Origin of the sequence: Phytoactinopolyspora mesophila, assembly GCF_010122465.1 — a bacterium.
Classification (GTDB): Bacteria; Actinomycetota; Actinomycetes; order Jiangellales; family Jiangellaceae; genus Phytoactinopolyspora; species Phytoactinopolyspora mesophila.
On the sequence record NZ_WLZY01000004.1, the window covers coordinates 217,381 to 232,314 of the forward strand.

Consider the following 14,934-nt stretch of genomic DNA (forward strand, 5'->3'; position numbering starts at 1 on the left):
TCTCGAACCATTTCATCCCAGGAAGGACACTGACATGAATCTGCTCGTTGTGACCGGCGCGGTTTTCAACCGTGAGTTCCGTGCCAAGATCCGCACCCCGTGGCCGCTCATCGAATCGCTGGCCGACCCACTCTTGCTGCTGGTGTTGTTCGGACCCTTGGTTGCTGGCCTGGGGACCATGCCGGGGATGCCTACTGACAACACGATCCAGTGGTTTGTTCCCGGGATCCTGGTGCTGATGGTCTTCATGACCGGAGCCTTTATCGGGTCTGGCCTGCAGGAGGAGCGGCAGGCTGGCTCCTTCGAGCGGATGCTCGTGACGCCGGCGAACCGGCTCGCGTTCCTGCTGGGCCGGGTGCTCAGGGTCGTGATCGTCGTGCTGATCCAGGCGGTCGTCGTGGTGGTCGCCACCGTTCCATTCGGCCTGGAGGTCCATCTCAACGGCATGATCGTCGGCGCGGCATTGCTGGCGGTGCTCGCTGCGGCGCTCGGTATCGGCTCGCTCGCGGTCGGGCTGATGCTGCAGAACGCGTACGCGTTCTGGGGAGTGATGACCCTGGCCTACACACCGATCATCATCACCTCGGGTGCGATGCTGCCGATGAACCTGGCGCCGGACTGGTTGTTCGCGATCTCGCGGATCAATCCGCTGGCCCACGTGGTGGAAGCGCAGCGTTCGCTGTTCGCCGGAGACCTGTCCAACCCGGCCATCTTCTGGGGGTTCGCCGTGGCGCTGGCCTTCGGCGCGCTGGCAGCGTATGCGGGCACCAGGTCGATGCGCCGGATCCGGATCTGACCTGCCAGGCGCAGGTGATCTCGCCTCCCCTTCCTCCGTGATCGTGAGCGCGTTGTGGCTGTTCTCGACGGGACAAACTGGTCCAAAACGCCTCCCGTAACAGCCACAACGCGCTCACGATCACGGAGGAAGGAGGGCGCGCCGGAGAGGTCAACCCGCAGGATGACGCCGCCGGGGCTGCGCAGCGCATAAGGTCATTGCCTGTGCGAAGGCGTGACCAGGTATATCTGTGGCTGCGAGACCATCCCCTCGTGGTCGATTCTCTTCTGGCCGGGTCGTTGTTCTTCGTGCTCGGGTTCGCGGGCTGGCCGGTGTTCTTCGATCCGTACGCGCTGTCGCTGAGTGGTGACGTGCTGGTGCCTTCGCTCACCTTCGGGGTGAACCAGGCTCTGTACACCGTCGGGACACCCCTTGTCTCCGCCGGTCTGATCTTGCCGCTGGCCCTGCGCAGAGTCCGGCCGGAGTGGACCGGCTTCCTCGTCTTCAGCACCGCTTTCCTGCAGTGGCTGTTCGCGATTCCGATCCAGGCCTCCCAGATCGGTGTTCTGATCGCGTTGCATGCCCTGGCGGCCTACGGTAGGCGCTGGGCAGCCCGGACCGGGTTGGTATTGAGTCTGATCGCGGCCCCGCTGGCCGTTGCGCGGTATGTGATCACCTTCGACACCGCCGTGCCGGTCGCTATCGGCATCGTCGCCCTCGTCCTGGCCGCATGGGCCGTCGGCGACCTCCAGCGGGTGCGTCGTCAGCAGCTCGACGGCTTGCGAGAACACGCCCACCGGCTGGAGGTGGAACGTGAGCAAGAGGCTCGGCTGGCGGCCGCTGACGAGCGGGCCCGGATCGCCCGGGAGATGCACGACGTCGTGGCGCACTCGTTGTCCGTCGTGATCGCCCAGGCCGACGGTGGTCGTTACGCCGCGAACGACGATCCGAAGGCCGCCGTGCGAGCTTGCACCACGATCTCCCAGACCGGCAGGAGTGCATTGACCGAGATGCGCAGGCTGCTGGGGGTGTTGCGCACGGAGGACGGGGACGTCCGCGCACCGGCACCCGGGCTGGCGAACCTCGACGATCTCGTCGCCGGGATCCAGGACAGCGGACTACCGGTGCGTTTCACGACAACGGGCACCGTACGCCCGGTGTCGTCCGGTATCGAACTCGCCATCTACCGGATCGTCCAGGAAGCGCTGACGAATGTCCTCAAACACGCGGGGCCGGACGCAACAGCCGAGGTGCGGCTGGACTGGACCCCTGCCGGGCTGCTGCTTTCCATCACCGACGACGGCCGCGGCGCGGCTGCCGACAGTTCGCTGCGCAACGAGGCCGCGGGCGCGGGCAACGGCATACCCGGCATGAGCGAGCGGGCCGCTCTCTACGGCGGGAAACTCCAAGCCGGGCCGGTTCTCGGTGGCGGGTTCGTGGTTCGTGCCCGCATTCCGTACCTGACAACGGAGACAATGAACCAGTGACGCCCACCGCGATGAGCCAGTCCGAACCAGCCGATCACCCGGAGTCGCCCGCCCGCCCGATCAGGGTCGTCCTGGTCGACGATCAACGCTTGGTGCGGGCCGGGCTCGGCATGGTCATCAACTCCCAGCCCGACCTGGAGGTCGTGGCCGAAGCCGACAACGGCGCCGACGCGTTGCAGACCTTGGGGGTGACCCGGTCCGACGTCGTCCTGATGGACGTGCGTATGCCTCGTCTGGACGGGATCGAAGCCACCCGGGCGCTGCTCAGCGACCCGCGCTACGCGCCCGTGCCCAAGGTGGTCGTGCTGACCACCTTCGACCTCGACGAATACGCGCTGGCCGCGATCAAGGCGGGGGCGAGCGGCTTTCTGCTCAAGGACGCGCCGCCGGAGGAACTGCTCGGCGCCATTCGCACGGTCTACCGCGGTGACGCGGTGATCGCGCCCAGCACCACCCGACGGCTGCTCGACCATGTCGCGCCGTTGCTGCGTGAGGAGGAACCCGACGCCGGACCGGAGGTGCTGAGCAAGCTCACCGAGCGCGAGCGCGAGGTCCTCGTCCAGATGGCGCGCGGGTTGTCCAACGGTGAGCTCGCCGCGCACTTCGTGGTATCCGAGGCGACCATCAAGACACACGTCGGGCGGATCCTCGCCAAACTCGGTTCGCGAGACCGGGTCCAGGCCGTGGTCGTCGCCTATCAGACCGGGCTGGTCAAACCGTAGGTTGTGTCCCTGGGCAGGTGCCACCGGGCGACGTGGTGGGCTCGAAGTGCCACGGCTCGTTGTCGTAGCGGCGGCACAGCCCGAATCTCCAGCCGTTCTCCGCTAGCCAGGCGGCGGCTTCCGGTGGTCCCACGTCGACGGCGAGACCACGCACGTGCATCGACTCGTCTGGTGGCAGGACCCATCGCCCAGCCGCTTCCTCGGAGCCGTGTTTGTCGACTGCCTCCCAGAAGAGCTGCTCCTGACGCCCGTAGCTGCGCCAGCCGGACGTCACGACCAGCTCGATTCCTTGCTCAGCGGCGGCGTGAACCGCTTCGTCGACCCGGGCGGCCATGGCAGACGTCAGGCCGCCGGGATCTGGCCCCTCGTCCAGCGCCGGGTCGATCTCGTGTGGGTCTTTCGTGTCGTCACCAGATGGAGGCGGCCCGATGTCGCCTGGAAACGACTCGCCCAGCGGATCCGCCGTTTGCGCGGGGTCATCCGAGCCGCGCACCACGATCGAGGTGCCGATGCCACCGATCAGGACCGCACCGAAAGCAGCAAGAACTCCGCGCCGGGTCAGGAATGTTGATTGAGACATGGTTCAACTCCAGCAGAGACGAGGTGCCAGTCGCGTCCACCCGAAGAGTGATCGCAAGAGTCCCCGGTACCGCCACGGGCTGACACCCGGACCCGCCCTAGCTCCGACGTTCCGTCCGCCCGCTCGCGCCTAGCGTCGTTCCCAGATGACGACGGGTCGACGTGACCACGAGCATCCGATGAGGGGAGACACCCATGTCCATGTCGGCCATGAAGGCTGAGCCCGCGGCGCACGAGATGGCCGCGGCTGAGCGGCATGCCGTCACAGCGGCCGGGCTCACGAAGGTCTACGGCTCCGGTGGCGCCGCGGTCCGGGCCTTGCGCGACATCGACATTGCTTTCGAAGTCGGGAAATTCAGCGCGATCATGGGGCCGTCTGGCTCCGGGAAGTCCACGCTGATGCACTGCCTGGCCGGGCTGGACAGCGTCACGTCGGGCCGGGTTTGGCTCGGGTCCACGGAGCTGACCCAGCTGGGCGACAACGCACTCACCCGGCTCCGGAGGGAGCGCATTGGCTTCGTCTTCCAGGCGTTCAACCTGATTCCGACGCTGACGGCACGACAGAACATCGAGCTCCCTCTCGAACTGGCCGGCCGGCGAACGGATCCGGAGAAGTTCGACGCGCTCACCGGCATACTCGGCATCGCGGACCGCCTGGAGCACCGCCCGGCAGAGATGTCAGGAGGGCAGCAACAGCGGGTCGCCATCGCGCGGGCCCTGATGAGCGGACCAGACGTCGTCTTCGCGGACGAGCCCACGGGCAACCTGGACTCGCGAGCCGGGGCGCAGCTGCTCGATTTCCTCAGGCGTAGTGTGCGTGAGCTGGGACAGACCATCGTCATGGTGACGCACGACCCGGTAGCGGCGGCATACGCCGAACGTGTGGTGCTGCTGGCCGACGGCCAGCTGGCGGCGGACATCGCCGAGCCCACTTCCGAGCGAATCCGTATCGCGCTGGATCGGCTCTGGGACGCGGAACTCTGATGATGCTGCGCACACCCTTCACGCAAATGCGCAGCCACGCCGGGCGGCTCGTGGCCGCCGCCGTGGCTATTATCATCGCCACCGCGTTCGTGACAGCTACTGCCGTCGGCGCCAATGTCCTCGAGCGCACCGCGTACAACGCGATCTCGGTGGGCTACGCCCAGGCGGACGTCGTCGTATCGACGACCAGCGACGCCTTTCCCTCGGCGCTTGTGGAACAGGTCCGCCAGTCGGTCGGGGTCTCAGGCGCTGACGGCCGGTTCACCACGTACCTGGTGCTCGAAGCCGGCCATCGCAGTGACAGCCCGCTGGCCGCGCCGCTGCCGAGCACACCCGCCCTCCGGATCGAGCCGAGCCGAGGTGAGCACCCGGCGCGGCCGGGCGAGGTCATGATCGCCGACGTGGTGGCCGAGCGGCTGGGCCTCACGGTCGGTTCGACGGTTGAGACCCCGGTATGGGACAACATGAGCGAAGGCGACGCCGGCCCCCCGGCGGAGCGGTTGACCGTGACCGGGCTCTTCGCTCACCCCGGCGCCGCCTTCGACCCGCATATCCCGAGCGTGTTCGGTACCTCTGCCGACGTCGCACGATGGGCCGGCTTGCCTGAGAGCATGTACCACAGCATCCTGGTGACGGCCGAGGACGGCACGTCATCGGAGCAACTGCGCAACACGCTGGCGCCGCAGCTGCGCGAATCAGGCGGTGTTGTCCGCACCGCGGACGAGCACGCGGCCTATCTGACCGCGCGGTTTACCTCCGGTGCGTACATCCTCGCCGCCGTTCTCGCGGGATTGGTCGGGGTAGCACTCGTCGTCGCAGGCATGGTCATCGCCAACACCTTCACCGTTCTGGTCGCTCAGCGCACCCGTGAGCTGGCGCTGCTGCGCTGTATTGGGGCGACGCGGCGGCAGGTGCGCAACGGTGTCCTGGTGGAAGCCACCGTGCTCGGGGTCGTGGCATCCGTAGCGGGAATCGCGGTAGGTGTTGGTTTGGCCCAGCTCGCGGTGATCGGACTCAGGAGCCTCTTCGACGGCCCATGGGTTCCGCGCCACGCAGAGGTGTCAGTCCTCGCCGTCGTCGTTCCATTGGTGGTCGGAACGGCGATGACCGTATTGGCCGCGCGTGGACCGGCCCGGGCAGCAACTCGGGTGGCGCCACTGGCCGCGTTGCGCCCGAGCGCTGTCCAGGGGACGGGCACAAGGACGTCGGCTGCCCGGGTGCTGGTATGCACCGGGTTGCTCGGCACCGGAGGTGTTCTGCTGGCGGCCGGGGCGTGGATCACCAGTCAGGCAAGCACCGCTGCCGGGTTAGCCCTCGGTGTGCTGGGTGGGGCGGTCTCGTTCGGTGGTGTGATGGCCGGTGCGGTCGTGATCGTCCCGGCATTGCTGGCCGCCGTAGCTCGGATACTGCGGCGGACTGGAGGGGTACCCGCCAAGATCGCGGCGGTGAACGCCGTTCGGCATCCGCGTCGCACGGCATCCACGATGGTTGCCTTGCTGATCGGCGTCACGCTGGTGACCACGATGTCGGTGGGAGCAGCATCGGCGCGGGCGACCTTCGAGAGCGAACTCGACAGCCATTATCCGGTCGACGTCGTGGTCGGACCGGTCCAATCCAGCGACTCGATGGGCGAGCTGCCTCCGGGTACGGCGGCGGCGGTGAGTGGTGTCGAGGGAGTCGAGACCGCCGTGCCGTGGCTCGCCACACGGGCACATGTGGAAGGTGTTCTGACCGGCGGCAATAGTGAACCGGGCCCGCCGGAAGGTGATGCCGACCGAGGCGGGGGGTTGGAAGTGGACGTCTTGGGCGTCGATCCGGCGGCGGTCGCGGAGGTGGCTCGCGTCGAGTTGTACGAGCTCCGTGCGGGCACCGCGATCGTGCCGGCGTGGCTCGCCTCCGAGTTTGATTTGCTGGATGGCGACACCCTCCGGCTTTCCGCTGCTGGCGGCGTTGTCCACATGCGGGTGGCTATCGCGCCGGACGGGCGGGGGATCGTGGTGACCGAGGAAGACCTCACGGCCCTCGCGCCCGGTGCCCCGGCGAGCGAATTGTGGGTGGGCTTGACCTCGGATGCCACCGCGGCTGAGACGGTCCGGGCGATTCAGGATGCCGTCAGCGACGTGGCCGGAGGAAACGGCGCCATCCCGGTTACCGGCGCCGCCGCTCAGCGAGCGGAGGTGCGCAGCGTCCTCGACACCATGCTCATGGTGGTGATCGGCCTGCTGCTGGTGTCGGTGCTGATCGCCCTGATCGGTGTCGGCAACACATTGTCGTTGTCGGTGATCGAACGGAGCAGAGAATCGGCGACGCTTCGAGCACTGGGTATGACTCGTCGCCAGCTCCGGCAGATGCTGGCTGTGGAGGGTGTGCTCGTCGCCGTGGTGGGAGCGGTGCTGGGGCTTGCGCTCGGCCTGCTCTACGGCTGGCTGGGCACACTCACGGCTTTCGGCGGGGTATGGGAGGTCATCCTGGACGTGCCGTGGCTGTGGTTCGCCGTGATTCTGGGTATCGCGGTGGCGGCGGGGCTGGTCGCGAGTGTGTTGCCGGGTCGCCGGGCGGCCAAGGCCGCTCCGGTCGCCGCGCTCGGTATCCGCTAGCTCTACGGGTCGCGTGTCGAAGGACGGGGATCGCGCGGCAATACGGTAGACAAGGTGAAGGCCCCTCGGAATAAGGGTCCGAGGGGCCTTCGGGTCGACCGCTAGCCTGGGACCTGGTGCGACCCAGGTGCCCGGCGTCGCCTCCGATGCTGCGACTGCGTTCGTCGCGTGTGGTCTCCCACCCGCCACCAACACATAGCGATCAGGTCTTCCGGTCCGTACAAGCCGTCACGCACCGGCCGTGTCTCACCGGGTTGCCCCGGCAAGCCGCCTGCCGTTCTCGGTTGACCCAGTCCTGCCAGATTCGGTCTCCATCAGCCAGGTTTCCCTGGTGATGACGGGACCGCCCGGCAAGGACGATGGAGCATGTCTAGTCCTCGCCGTGCACATTGCGCAAGGGGTATGGACCGAGAAACCCGGGCCGACGATTTGTGCACAGCTTCATCCACAAGCCGGCCAGCGGGGCCGGGCCTTACCCACACCCCTGTGCGCAAAATCTGTGGACGACTTGCTCACTCGTCGTCGTCGAGCTCGTCATCGTGAACCTCGTCCTCGAGGTCGATATCGGCCTCACCGTCCGCGTAGAGGTCTAGAGAGTCGCCCGCGGCGTTTGTCAGCGTCATCCGGTCTCCGTCGATCTGCACGGTGACCTCTTCGCGCAGGACCTGGAGCATGGCGCTGTCGATCTCACCGATCTCGCCCAGACACGCTCGCTTGGTCGCGATCACCGGGCCGAGCGTCAGCGAATCATCCTCGGCAGCCTCGACGTCCCCACCGAAGCTGTTGCACCCGGTATTCCCGCCGATCCGGGTGTCCTCGAACACCACGAAGGCATCGGCATCGTCCGGGGCGTCAACACTGGTGTCGTTCGTCGTCAGGCTGTCGAGCCGCCACTGGGTGCCCATCAAAGGCGCGTCTTCTTCGGTCTCCGAGCCAGGACCGTTCTCTGGGACCACTGTTGTGTCGTCATCGCCATTGTTTCCGCACGCGGCCACGGCGACTACGCCGGCCACGGCAATCAACACTCGAAGTCGTCTCATATGAGTGGGACGCGCCCGCCCGCCGGCCCGTTCCATCGAGATCATGTGTGCCTCCGGGATCTGTCAGAACTATGAGCCGGACCCGGTTGAGTGCGGCCGCGTCCGATCATGGCAGAGCGCACCCGCACCGGTGTCGGCTACCCTGGCCGTTACCCTCAGCGACGCCCTAACACACGGGTGACCGCGGCGCCGATCGTGGTGGCCAGCACTGTGCCCATGACAATCAGTCCGTAGGCCACCCACAAGTCGGCACCGCGAGGGTCCCACGCCAGCATCTGGCCGAGCCGGAACACGGGAATCAAGAGGTCGAGCGTGTAGCCGAACGGATTGAACGTCGGGTGGACCCCCGCCTCGACCGGCTCGAGTGTCCGAGTGGCGAAGAACGCTGTTCCCATGGCCAGCAGCCCTGCGAACCAGATGGCCGCGAGTCCGGGCCGGTAGCCATACCCGACCATCGCGTCCTGCACGTAGCCCCAGGCCTTCATCAGCAGATGCCCGAACGAGCGTTGGAGGAGATCACGCCGGTGCCGGTGGCGGGCGAGCAACACACGCCGGGCCGCGGCGTCATCGCCGACGCGGCGGTAGTGTGCCGCGAGTTGCTGGTACGCCTGGTGCTGGTAGCCCGACGGATCGCGGCGTAGCCACGCCAGCGCGGTGCTCACATCCGCACCGCCGGGATCATCGAAGGTAAGACCGGAGAGCAGCACCGTCGTGGTGTCGGAAGGATCGAGAACCAGCGTACGTACTTCGGCGTCGCGCAGGTCGACTCCGCATTCACCGTTGGGCAAATCGACCGAGCCTGCGCGTACAGCTGACAGGTCGATCTCCATGGGGTCGGACAAGGCACGCCGGCGCGGCACGGACAGCCCGTTCAGCGACAACTGCCGCGCGATCTCGCCCTGTCTTATCGTTACCAGCGGCCGGGATTCGCCGATCACCGACAGGTCACTGCACTCCAGGTCGCCTGCGACCCGGCACCGGGAAAGGACGATGACACCTTGCACCTCCAGATCCGTCAGCCGTAATACCCCGCAGGCCATGTCAGCGGCTACCAACGCTGAGCCATCGCTGGCCTCGATCCGGGCGCCTCTGAGACTGACGCCTGAGGCGAACGTGGAACCGCTGAGCCGGATGGTCCCGTGGAACTGGCCTCCGTCGATGAGCAGGTCGTCCGAGGTTGTCTGTAGTGCGCTCAGCACAACCGGGCCATCCGGGGCGTCGATCCCGTGGCCGGCGAAGTTGGCGTCTCTGATGATGATCCGGCGCCGGACGTGTGCTTGGTCGAGCCCGGCGGTGCCCACGATTTCGGTGCGTTTGAGTGAGATCTTTCCGCCGACGTCGATGCCGGTGCAGTCCAGTGCCTGATGACCGGGCGTGCTCAACACGCCTCCGTCGAGAATCACGTCTCCGCCGATGACGGCGTCCCGAAGGATGACCCTGCCGTTAGCCCAGAACGAGCCCGCGTTGGACGAGTAGGGATCGTCGCCGAGGATCAAGTCGCCGTTCACGTGCACCCGCGAGCCGATGAGGGCGTTCCCCTCCGGGTTGATGATCCGAGCCCCGGTGAGCGACAGGCTGTCGGTGACCGCCGCGGTCAGGCGCACCGCGCCCTTGGCCACGAGGTTGCGGGCAGTGATGCGGCCGTCCACCTGAAGGCCGATCGCGTCGACGACGATGCCGGGCCCCTCGATTTCGGCATGGCGCAGGAGCACATCGCTGCGTACGCGCGCGTGAAACAGCCGGAGCTTTCCCCGGATGTTCGAGCCGTCCATCACGAGGCTCTTGCCGATATCGGCGTGGGCGAGGTCGACATCGCCGATCGCGTGGAAATCGGGCCGCAGCGTCATCCTGCCGCCCACCACCGCCCTGGAGCCGGCCAGCGCACGCTGGCCGGCGCCGTCCAGGTGGGCGCCACCTAGCAACAGGCCGGTGCCCACCTGGGCGGCGTAGATGTTCAACGTGCCTTCGTTACGCAACCCCTCGCAATTCAGCTCGCGCCGGATGGTTGCTGCTTGGAGGCTGACTGACCAGGTGTCGTGCGGCCACGACACCGTGGTGTCGACCAGGCGCAGATTCGTGGACTCGATCTCGTCGAACGCGACCTGCCCGTGGAAGGTCGCCCGATCGGCCACGATGTTGGTGATCCGTGCGCCGCTGGCGACTACGGCGCGCCCGCCGGTCTCGCGGACGGACAGATCCCGCATGGCCAGCGTGTCGCGGATGACACTGCGGGGCAGCGACAGCGCTCCGAGGATCCGGGCTCCGTTCTCGATCTCGATCCGGTCCGCGTTCACGTCGCCGGCGGAGAGGGCGTAACCCTTCGGGCAAGCTAGTACCGCGCTGTTGAACGCGATGGTGCCTGAGATGGTCGCATGGCGGAGATCGAGCCTTCCGGTGCACCGTACGTTGTTCGCGAGCACCCCGGCGGCGGTGAGGCGGGTGGCATCAAAAGCGGTGCCGGTGCCGTTGCGCATCACCGCACCGGTCATGTCGACCCGGCCGTCGATCGAGGTATTGCCGGCCAGTTCGATCGCGCCGCGAGCGCGGATTCCGGCCAGCCCGAGCCGGCCACCGACGCGCAGCCGCTCGGCATAGATGGCTTGGTCGCGTTCGGAGAACACCCTGGCGCGATCTAGCACCAGATCGCCCCAGACCGTGAGGTTCCGGGCGTGTAAGGGCGGCTCCGAGCCGACGAGGCGGCTGTCTTCGAGGGACATCGAGCGGTGCACGCGGGTATCCGCGATGACGGCGGCGCCCAGGTGGCAGTCACGGACCGTGAAGGCGCCTTCGACGTCGATCGACTCGGTCCGGAGGCTGGGTAGCCGGCAGCGGACCAGTTCGATGCCGGCGGCCATCAGCTCGGCGAACCCCACCACTTCGTCGATCCAGCACAGATCCAGCCGCAGTGGCCGGCCGAGGCGACCGTAGCGGAACAGCATGTTGCCGGTGACGCGGACGCCGGTCAACCGGACGGCGGCCCCGTGGGATGCGGTGCCGTCGCGGAGAAACTCGGCCAGCGGGTCAGCGTGGACGATCCGGTTCTCCGGCCAGATCGAGGGGTCGGAGACGGCACGGGGATCGATGTCCAGGCCAAGGACGGCTTCTTCGCCCCGCTCCAGCGAATCGCGCAGCGCCCGTTCCGCGGGCCGCAGCTTGTCCCGTGCCACGTGGTGTCCTCCTGCTGGGTTCGCGGTAGTGATCGGCTGTTCGTTCATTGAGGATCTACCGGACAGTCGGGACGATCAAGGCCACGCGCACGGTGGCGCCGGACTTGCCAAAGTTACTGGCGAGTAGCATCATGGGGTTACTCACCAGTAACTACCCGGCTCGGGACGGCCTGACGGAGGAAGCATGGGCCATTACAAGTCCAATCTGCGGGACATCGAGTTCAACCTCTTCGAGGTGCTCGGCAGAGAAGAACTGCTGGAAAAGGGGCGATACGAGGACTTCGATCTCGACACCGTTCGAAGCATCCTGGCCGAGGTGGACCGGATGAGCCGTGCGGAACTCGCCGAGTCCTACGAGGACTCCGACCGCAACCCACCGACCTACGACCCCGAACGTCGCACGGTCACGGTGCCCGAGTCGTTCAAGAAGAGCTATCAGGCCTTTGTCGACTCCGAGGTCTGGCGGTTCGCCCTGCCGGAAGGGTTGGGCGGTACGCCCCTGCCGCGTTCGGTGTACTGGGCGGCAGCCGAGATGATCACGGGGTCCAATGCCGCGGTGTGGATGTATGCCTCCGGACCGGCGTTCGCGAGCGTCGTATGGGAGAACGGCACCGAAGCGCAGAAGCGCATCGCCGAGATCATGATCGATCGTTCGTGGGGCGCCACCATGGTTCTGACCGAGCCCGACGCCGGATCTGATGTCGGCTCGGGCCGGGCGCGGGCTTTCCAGCAGGACGACGGCACCTGGCGTATCGAAGGCGTGAAGCGGTTCATCACCTCCGGCGAGCACGATATGGCCGAGAACATCATCCACCTCGTGCTGGCCAGGCCGGTAGGTGTCGAAGGCGCCGGCGGGCCGGGCACCAAAGGGCTGTCGCTCTTCATCGTGCCCAAGTACCGGTTCGATCTGGAGACTGGTGAGCTCGGCGAGCGTAACGGCGTCTACGCCACGAACGTCGAGAAGAAGATGGGGCTGAAGGTCTCCTCCACCTGTGAGCTGACCTTCGGCGATGGTGAGCCGGCCGTGGGCTATCTGCTCGGCGAGGTGCACAACGGCATCGCGCAGATGTTCCAGGTCATCGAATACGCCCGAATGATGGTCGGCACGAAAGCGATCGCCACGCTGTCCACCGGTTACCTCAACGCCTTGGAGTACGCCAAGGAGCGAGTCCAGGGACCGGATCTGATCCGCGCGTCGGACAAGACCGCGCCGCGGGTGACCATCACACATCACCCGGATGTGCGCCGGTCGCTGATGACGCAGAAGGCCTACGCGGAAGGCATGCGGGCTCTGGTTCTTTACACGGCCACCATGCAGGACCGGGTGATAGACGCCGAAGCCCGGGGCGAGACCGACGAGACGGCGGAACGAGTCAACGACCTGCTGCTGCCGATCGTCAAGGGTTACGGTTCGGAGCGTTCCTGGGTGTTGCTGGGTTCGGAGTCGCTGCAGACTCTGGGCGGGTCGGGTTATCTCCAGGACTACCCGCTGGAGCAGTACGTACGGGACGCCAAGATCGACACCCTGTACGAAGGCACTACGGCGATTCAGGGGCAGGACTTCTTCTTCCGCAAAATCGTCCGTGACAACGGCCAAGCCATCGGCTGGCTCTCGAAGCAGATCCAGGAGACCCTCGCGGCCGAAGCGGGCGGCGATGCGCTGAAGGCCGAGCGCGAGCTGCTCGCGACCGGCCTCGAGGACATCCAGGGCATGCTCGGAGCCATGATCGGATTTCTGATGTCGGCAGACCCCTCTGCCGATGGCGGCGATCCGCGCAACGTCTACAAGGTCGGGCAGAACACCACCCGTCTGCTGCTGTCGGCCGGTGACGTCGTGCTGGCCTGGCTGCTCCTCAGGCAGGCCGCCGTGGCCTTGGAGAAGCTCCGTGGAGACGTCAAACCCGCCGACAAGGCCTTCTACGAGGGCAAGGTGGCCTCGGCACAGTTCTTCGCCCGGCAGATCCTGCCCCGGCTTTCCGCCGAACGAAGCATCGTCGAAGGCACTGACAACACCCTCATGGAGCTTGCCGAAGAGGCATTCTGATCCGCCCCTCCCCATGATCATGAACACTAGTTGACCGATATGGTCATCTAGTGTTCATGATCATGATGCCGTTGCGCGGCTGGAGATCTGCTGCACCGCCCAGGCGTTGCCGTCCGGGTCGCTGAAGAAGACGAATCCGACGTTGTCGAGCGGGTGCGCGACGGGGCCGGGGTTCTCACCCAGGACCTGCACCTCGCTGACTTCCACTCCGCGCTCGACGAGTTCGGCGTGGGCAGCGTGGATATCGGGAACCACGAGTTGCAGGCCTTTGAGTGAGCCAGGTGGCATGTGCGGGACCACGCCGTGGCCGATCACAACCGAGCAGCCGGAACCGCGAGGCGTGAGCTGCACGAGGCGATTCTTCTCATCGATGGTGGTGTCGTGATCGACGTTGAAGCCCAGTTGGTCGGCGTAGAACGCTTTGGCTCGGTCGACGTCGGCCACCGGAACTATCACAACTTCGAGTGTCCAGTTCATCGGGCATCCTTTCAGTGTTCGGACCGCCGCGTCGCTTCGGTGCTCGGCGCCGGATCTCGTGTTTTCGTCGGTTGGCGAGCTCTCAGCTCGTCCGGGTTCTCGCACGTAGCACCTGATCGAGCCGGGTATAGGCCTCGCTGAGGCCGCGTGCCATGGGGTAGCGCAGCACTTTGTCCCGAGCCGCTTGTGACGCATAGCGCACGACAGTCCTCAGGGTGGTCACTTCTTCCGTCTCGGACAGTTGGTGCGCGATGAGTGTCTCGCCTGGATACGACTGGTTGTCGAACACCTCGGTGAAAACGAGGCGTGCGGGCGGGTCGATCTGGCGGTACTCGCCACGCTGGCCCATCTCCTCGCCGTCCGGGCCACGTGAGACGAAGCGCCAGGTACCTCCCTCGCGGAGGTCTATCTGGCACTCGACGAGCGTCCAACCACGGGCGCCGTACCAGCGACGAAGCAGGTCAGGGCGGGTGAGGGTCTCGAAGAGAAGCTCGCGGCCCGCGGCGAACTTCCGGGTCAGAACGATCTCTGTCGCTGTGGGGGTCGCGACGGTGAGTCCGGTATCGACGCTCATGGTGCTGCGTCTTCGTCGTTCTTGAGTTCTGTCAGCAGGGCGTCGAGGCGCTGGTAGCTCTCCTCCCAGTAGCTGCGGTAGTTCTCCAGCCACCGGTTCGCTTCTTCCAGCGGTCGCGCGTTCAGCCGGCAGGGCCGCCGCTGGGCATCGCGGCTGCGGGTGATGAGCCCGGCACGCTCGAGGACCCTGAGGTGTTTCGACACGGCCGGCTGGCTCATGTCGAACGGATCAGCTAGTTCGGTGACCGTCGCCTCACCTGCGGTGAGCCGGGCCAGGATGGCGCGACGGGTGGGATCGGCCAGTGCGGCGAAGGTCGCGTCGAGGACGTCAGTAGACATTCATAACCCTTTAGTTTTGGAACCTATTGGTTTTATAACGGACGTCGAGCTGGATGTAAAGGGCGGCGGCGAAATAGCTGGAGTGCGGCTGGGCTGCCACTGGCAGAACGGACCCCGTACGGCGTATCAACAGGGCCGCCGGTTCGGCGG

12 protein-coding genes are annotated in these 14,934 nt (G+C 66.5%); 6 read left to right on the top strand and 6 right to left on the bottom strand.

Annotation, left to right across the window (positions count from 1 at the left end; all coding sequences use genetic code 11):
* Positions 1–34: 34 nt before the first annotated feature.
* The 3 genes from F7O44_RS13375 (at position 35) to F7O44_RS13385 (ending at position 2,984) form a co-directional block, all read left to right on the top strand.
* On the top strand, positions 35–796 hold the full coding sequence (locus tag F7O44_RS13375) for an ABC transporter permease (RefSeq protein WP_162450751.1): 762 nt from the start codon (positions 35–37) through the stop codon (positions 794–796).
* Between the two features lie 203 nt (positions 797–999).
* On the top strand, positions 1,000–2,262 hold the full coding sequence (locus tag F7O44_RS31840; protein WP_425501389.1) for a sensor histidine kinase: 1,263 nt from the start codon (positions 1,000–1,002) through the stop codon (positions 2,260–2,262).
* Positions 2,263–2,273: 11 nt separating this feature from the next.
* Positions 2,274–2,984 carry a response regulator transcription factor gene (locus F7O44_RS13385; RefSeq protein WP_162451029.1) on the top strand — a complete coding sequence of 237 codons (711 nt, stop codon included), beginning with the start codon at positions 2,274–2,276 and terminating at the stop codon, positions 2,982–2,984.
* Here the strand turns inward: F7O44_RS13385 and F7O44_RS29625 are convergent.
* Positions 2,974–3,564, bottom strand: coding sequence for a M15 family metallopeptidase (locus F7O44_RS29625; protein WP_222851332.1), 591 nt, complete (start codon positions 3,562–3,564; stop codon positions 2,974–2,976). The two genes, F7O44_RS13385 and F7O44_RS29625, sit on opposite strands and share 11 nt — an antisense overlap.
* A gap of 200 nt (positions 3,565–3,764) precedes the next feature.
* Between F7O44_RS29625 and F7O44_RS13395 the strand changes: the two genes are divergently transcribed.
* Positions 3,765–4,547, top strand: a complete 783-nt coding sequence (locus tag F7O44_RS13395) for an ABC transporter ATP-binding protein (protein WP_343073880.1) — start codon at positions 3,765–3,767, stop codon at positions 4,545–4,547.
* Between the two features lie 26 nt (positions 4,548–4,573).
* Positions 4,574–7,144: an ABC transporter permease gene (locus F7O44_RS13400; RefSeq protein WP_162450753.1), complete on the top strand. Its 2,571-nt coding sequence runs from the start codon at positions 4,574–4,576 to the stop codon at positions 7,142–7,144.
* A 512-nt stretch (positions 7,145–7,656) separates the two neighbouring features.
* Here F7O44_RS13400 and F7O44_RS13405 read toward each other — a convergent pair.
* Together F7O44_RS13405 and F7O44_RS13410 are read right to left on the bottom strand one after the other, a co-directional pair.
* Positions 7,657–8,229 (bottom strand): META domain-containing protein, encoded by a 573-nt coding sequence (locus F7O44_RS13405; RefSeq protein ID WP_162450754.1) that lies wholly within the window; start codon positions 8,227–8,229, stop codon positions 7,657–7,659.
* A 110-nt stretch (positions 8,230–8,339) separates the two neighbouring features.
* The gene (locus F7O44_RS13410; protein ID WP_162450755.1) at positions 8,340–11,351 is read right to left on the bottom strand and encodes a bactofilin family protein; all 3,012 of its coding nucleotides are present in this window, start codon (positions 11,349–11,351) and stop codon (positions 8,340–8,342) included.
* A gap of 184 nt (positions 11,352–11,535) precedes the next feature.
* Here F7O44_RS13410 and F7O44_RS13415 point away from each other — a divergent pair, with 184 nt between their 5' ends.
* Positions 11,536–13,395 (top strand): acyl-CoA dehydrogenase, encoded by a 1,860-nt coding sequence (locus tag F7O44_RS13415; RefSeq protein WP_162450756.1) that lies wholly within the window; start codon positions 11,536–11,538, stop codon positions 13,393–13,395.
* A gap of 60 nt (positions 13,396–13,455) precedes the next feature.
* On the opposite strand, the gene F7O44_RS13420 is transcribed toward F7O44_RS13415, so the two are convergent.
* The 3 genes from F7O44_RS13420 to F7O44_RS13430 all read right to left on the bottom strand — a co-directional run bounded on the left by F7O44_RS13420 (position 13,456) and on the right by F7O44_RS13430 (position 14,784).
* Complete coding sequence (locus tag F7O44_RS13420) at positions 13,456–13,872, bottom strand: glyoxalase superfamily protein (protein WP_162450757.1); 417 nt, start codon at positions 13,870–13,872, stop codon at positions 13,456–13,458.
* 82 nt (positions 13,873–13,954) lie between these two features.
* Positions 13,955–14,446: an SRPBCC domain-containing protein gene (locus F7O44_RS13425; RefSeq protein ID WP_162450758.1), complete on the bottom strand. Its 492-nt coding sequence runs from the start codon at positions 14,444–14,446 to the stop codon at positions 13,955–13,957.
* Entirely contained in the window at positions 14,443–14,784 is a 342-nt protein-coding gene (locus F7O44_RS13430; protein WP_162450759.1) for an ArsR/SmtB family transcription factor, read from the bottom strand. Before F7O44_RS13430 ends, F7O44_RS13425 begins: the two co-directional genes overlap by 4 nt.
* Positions 14,785–14,934: the final 150 nt, after the last annotated feature.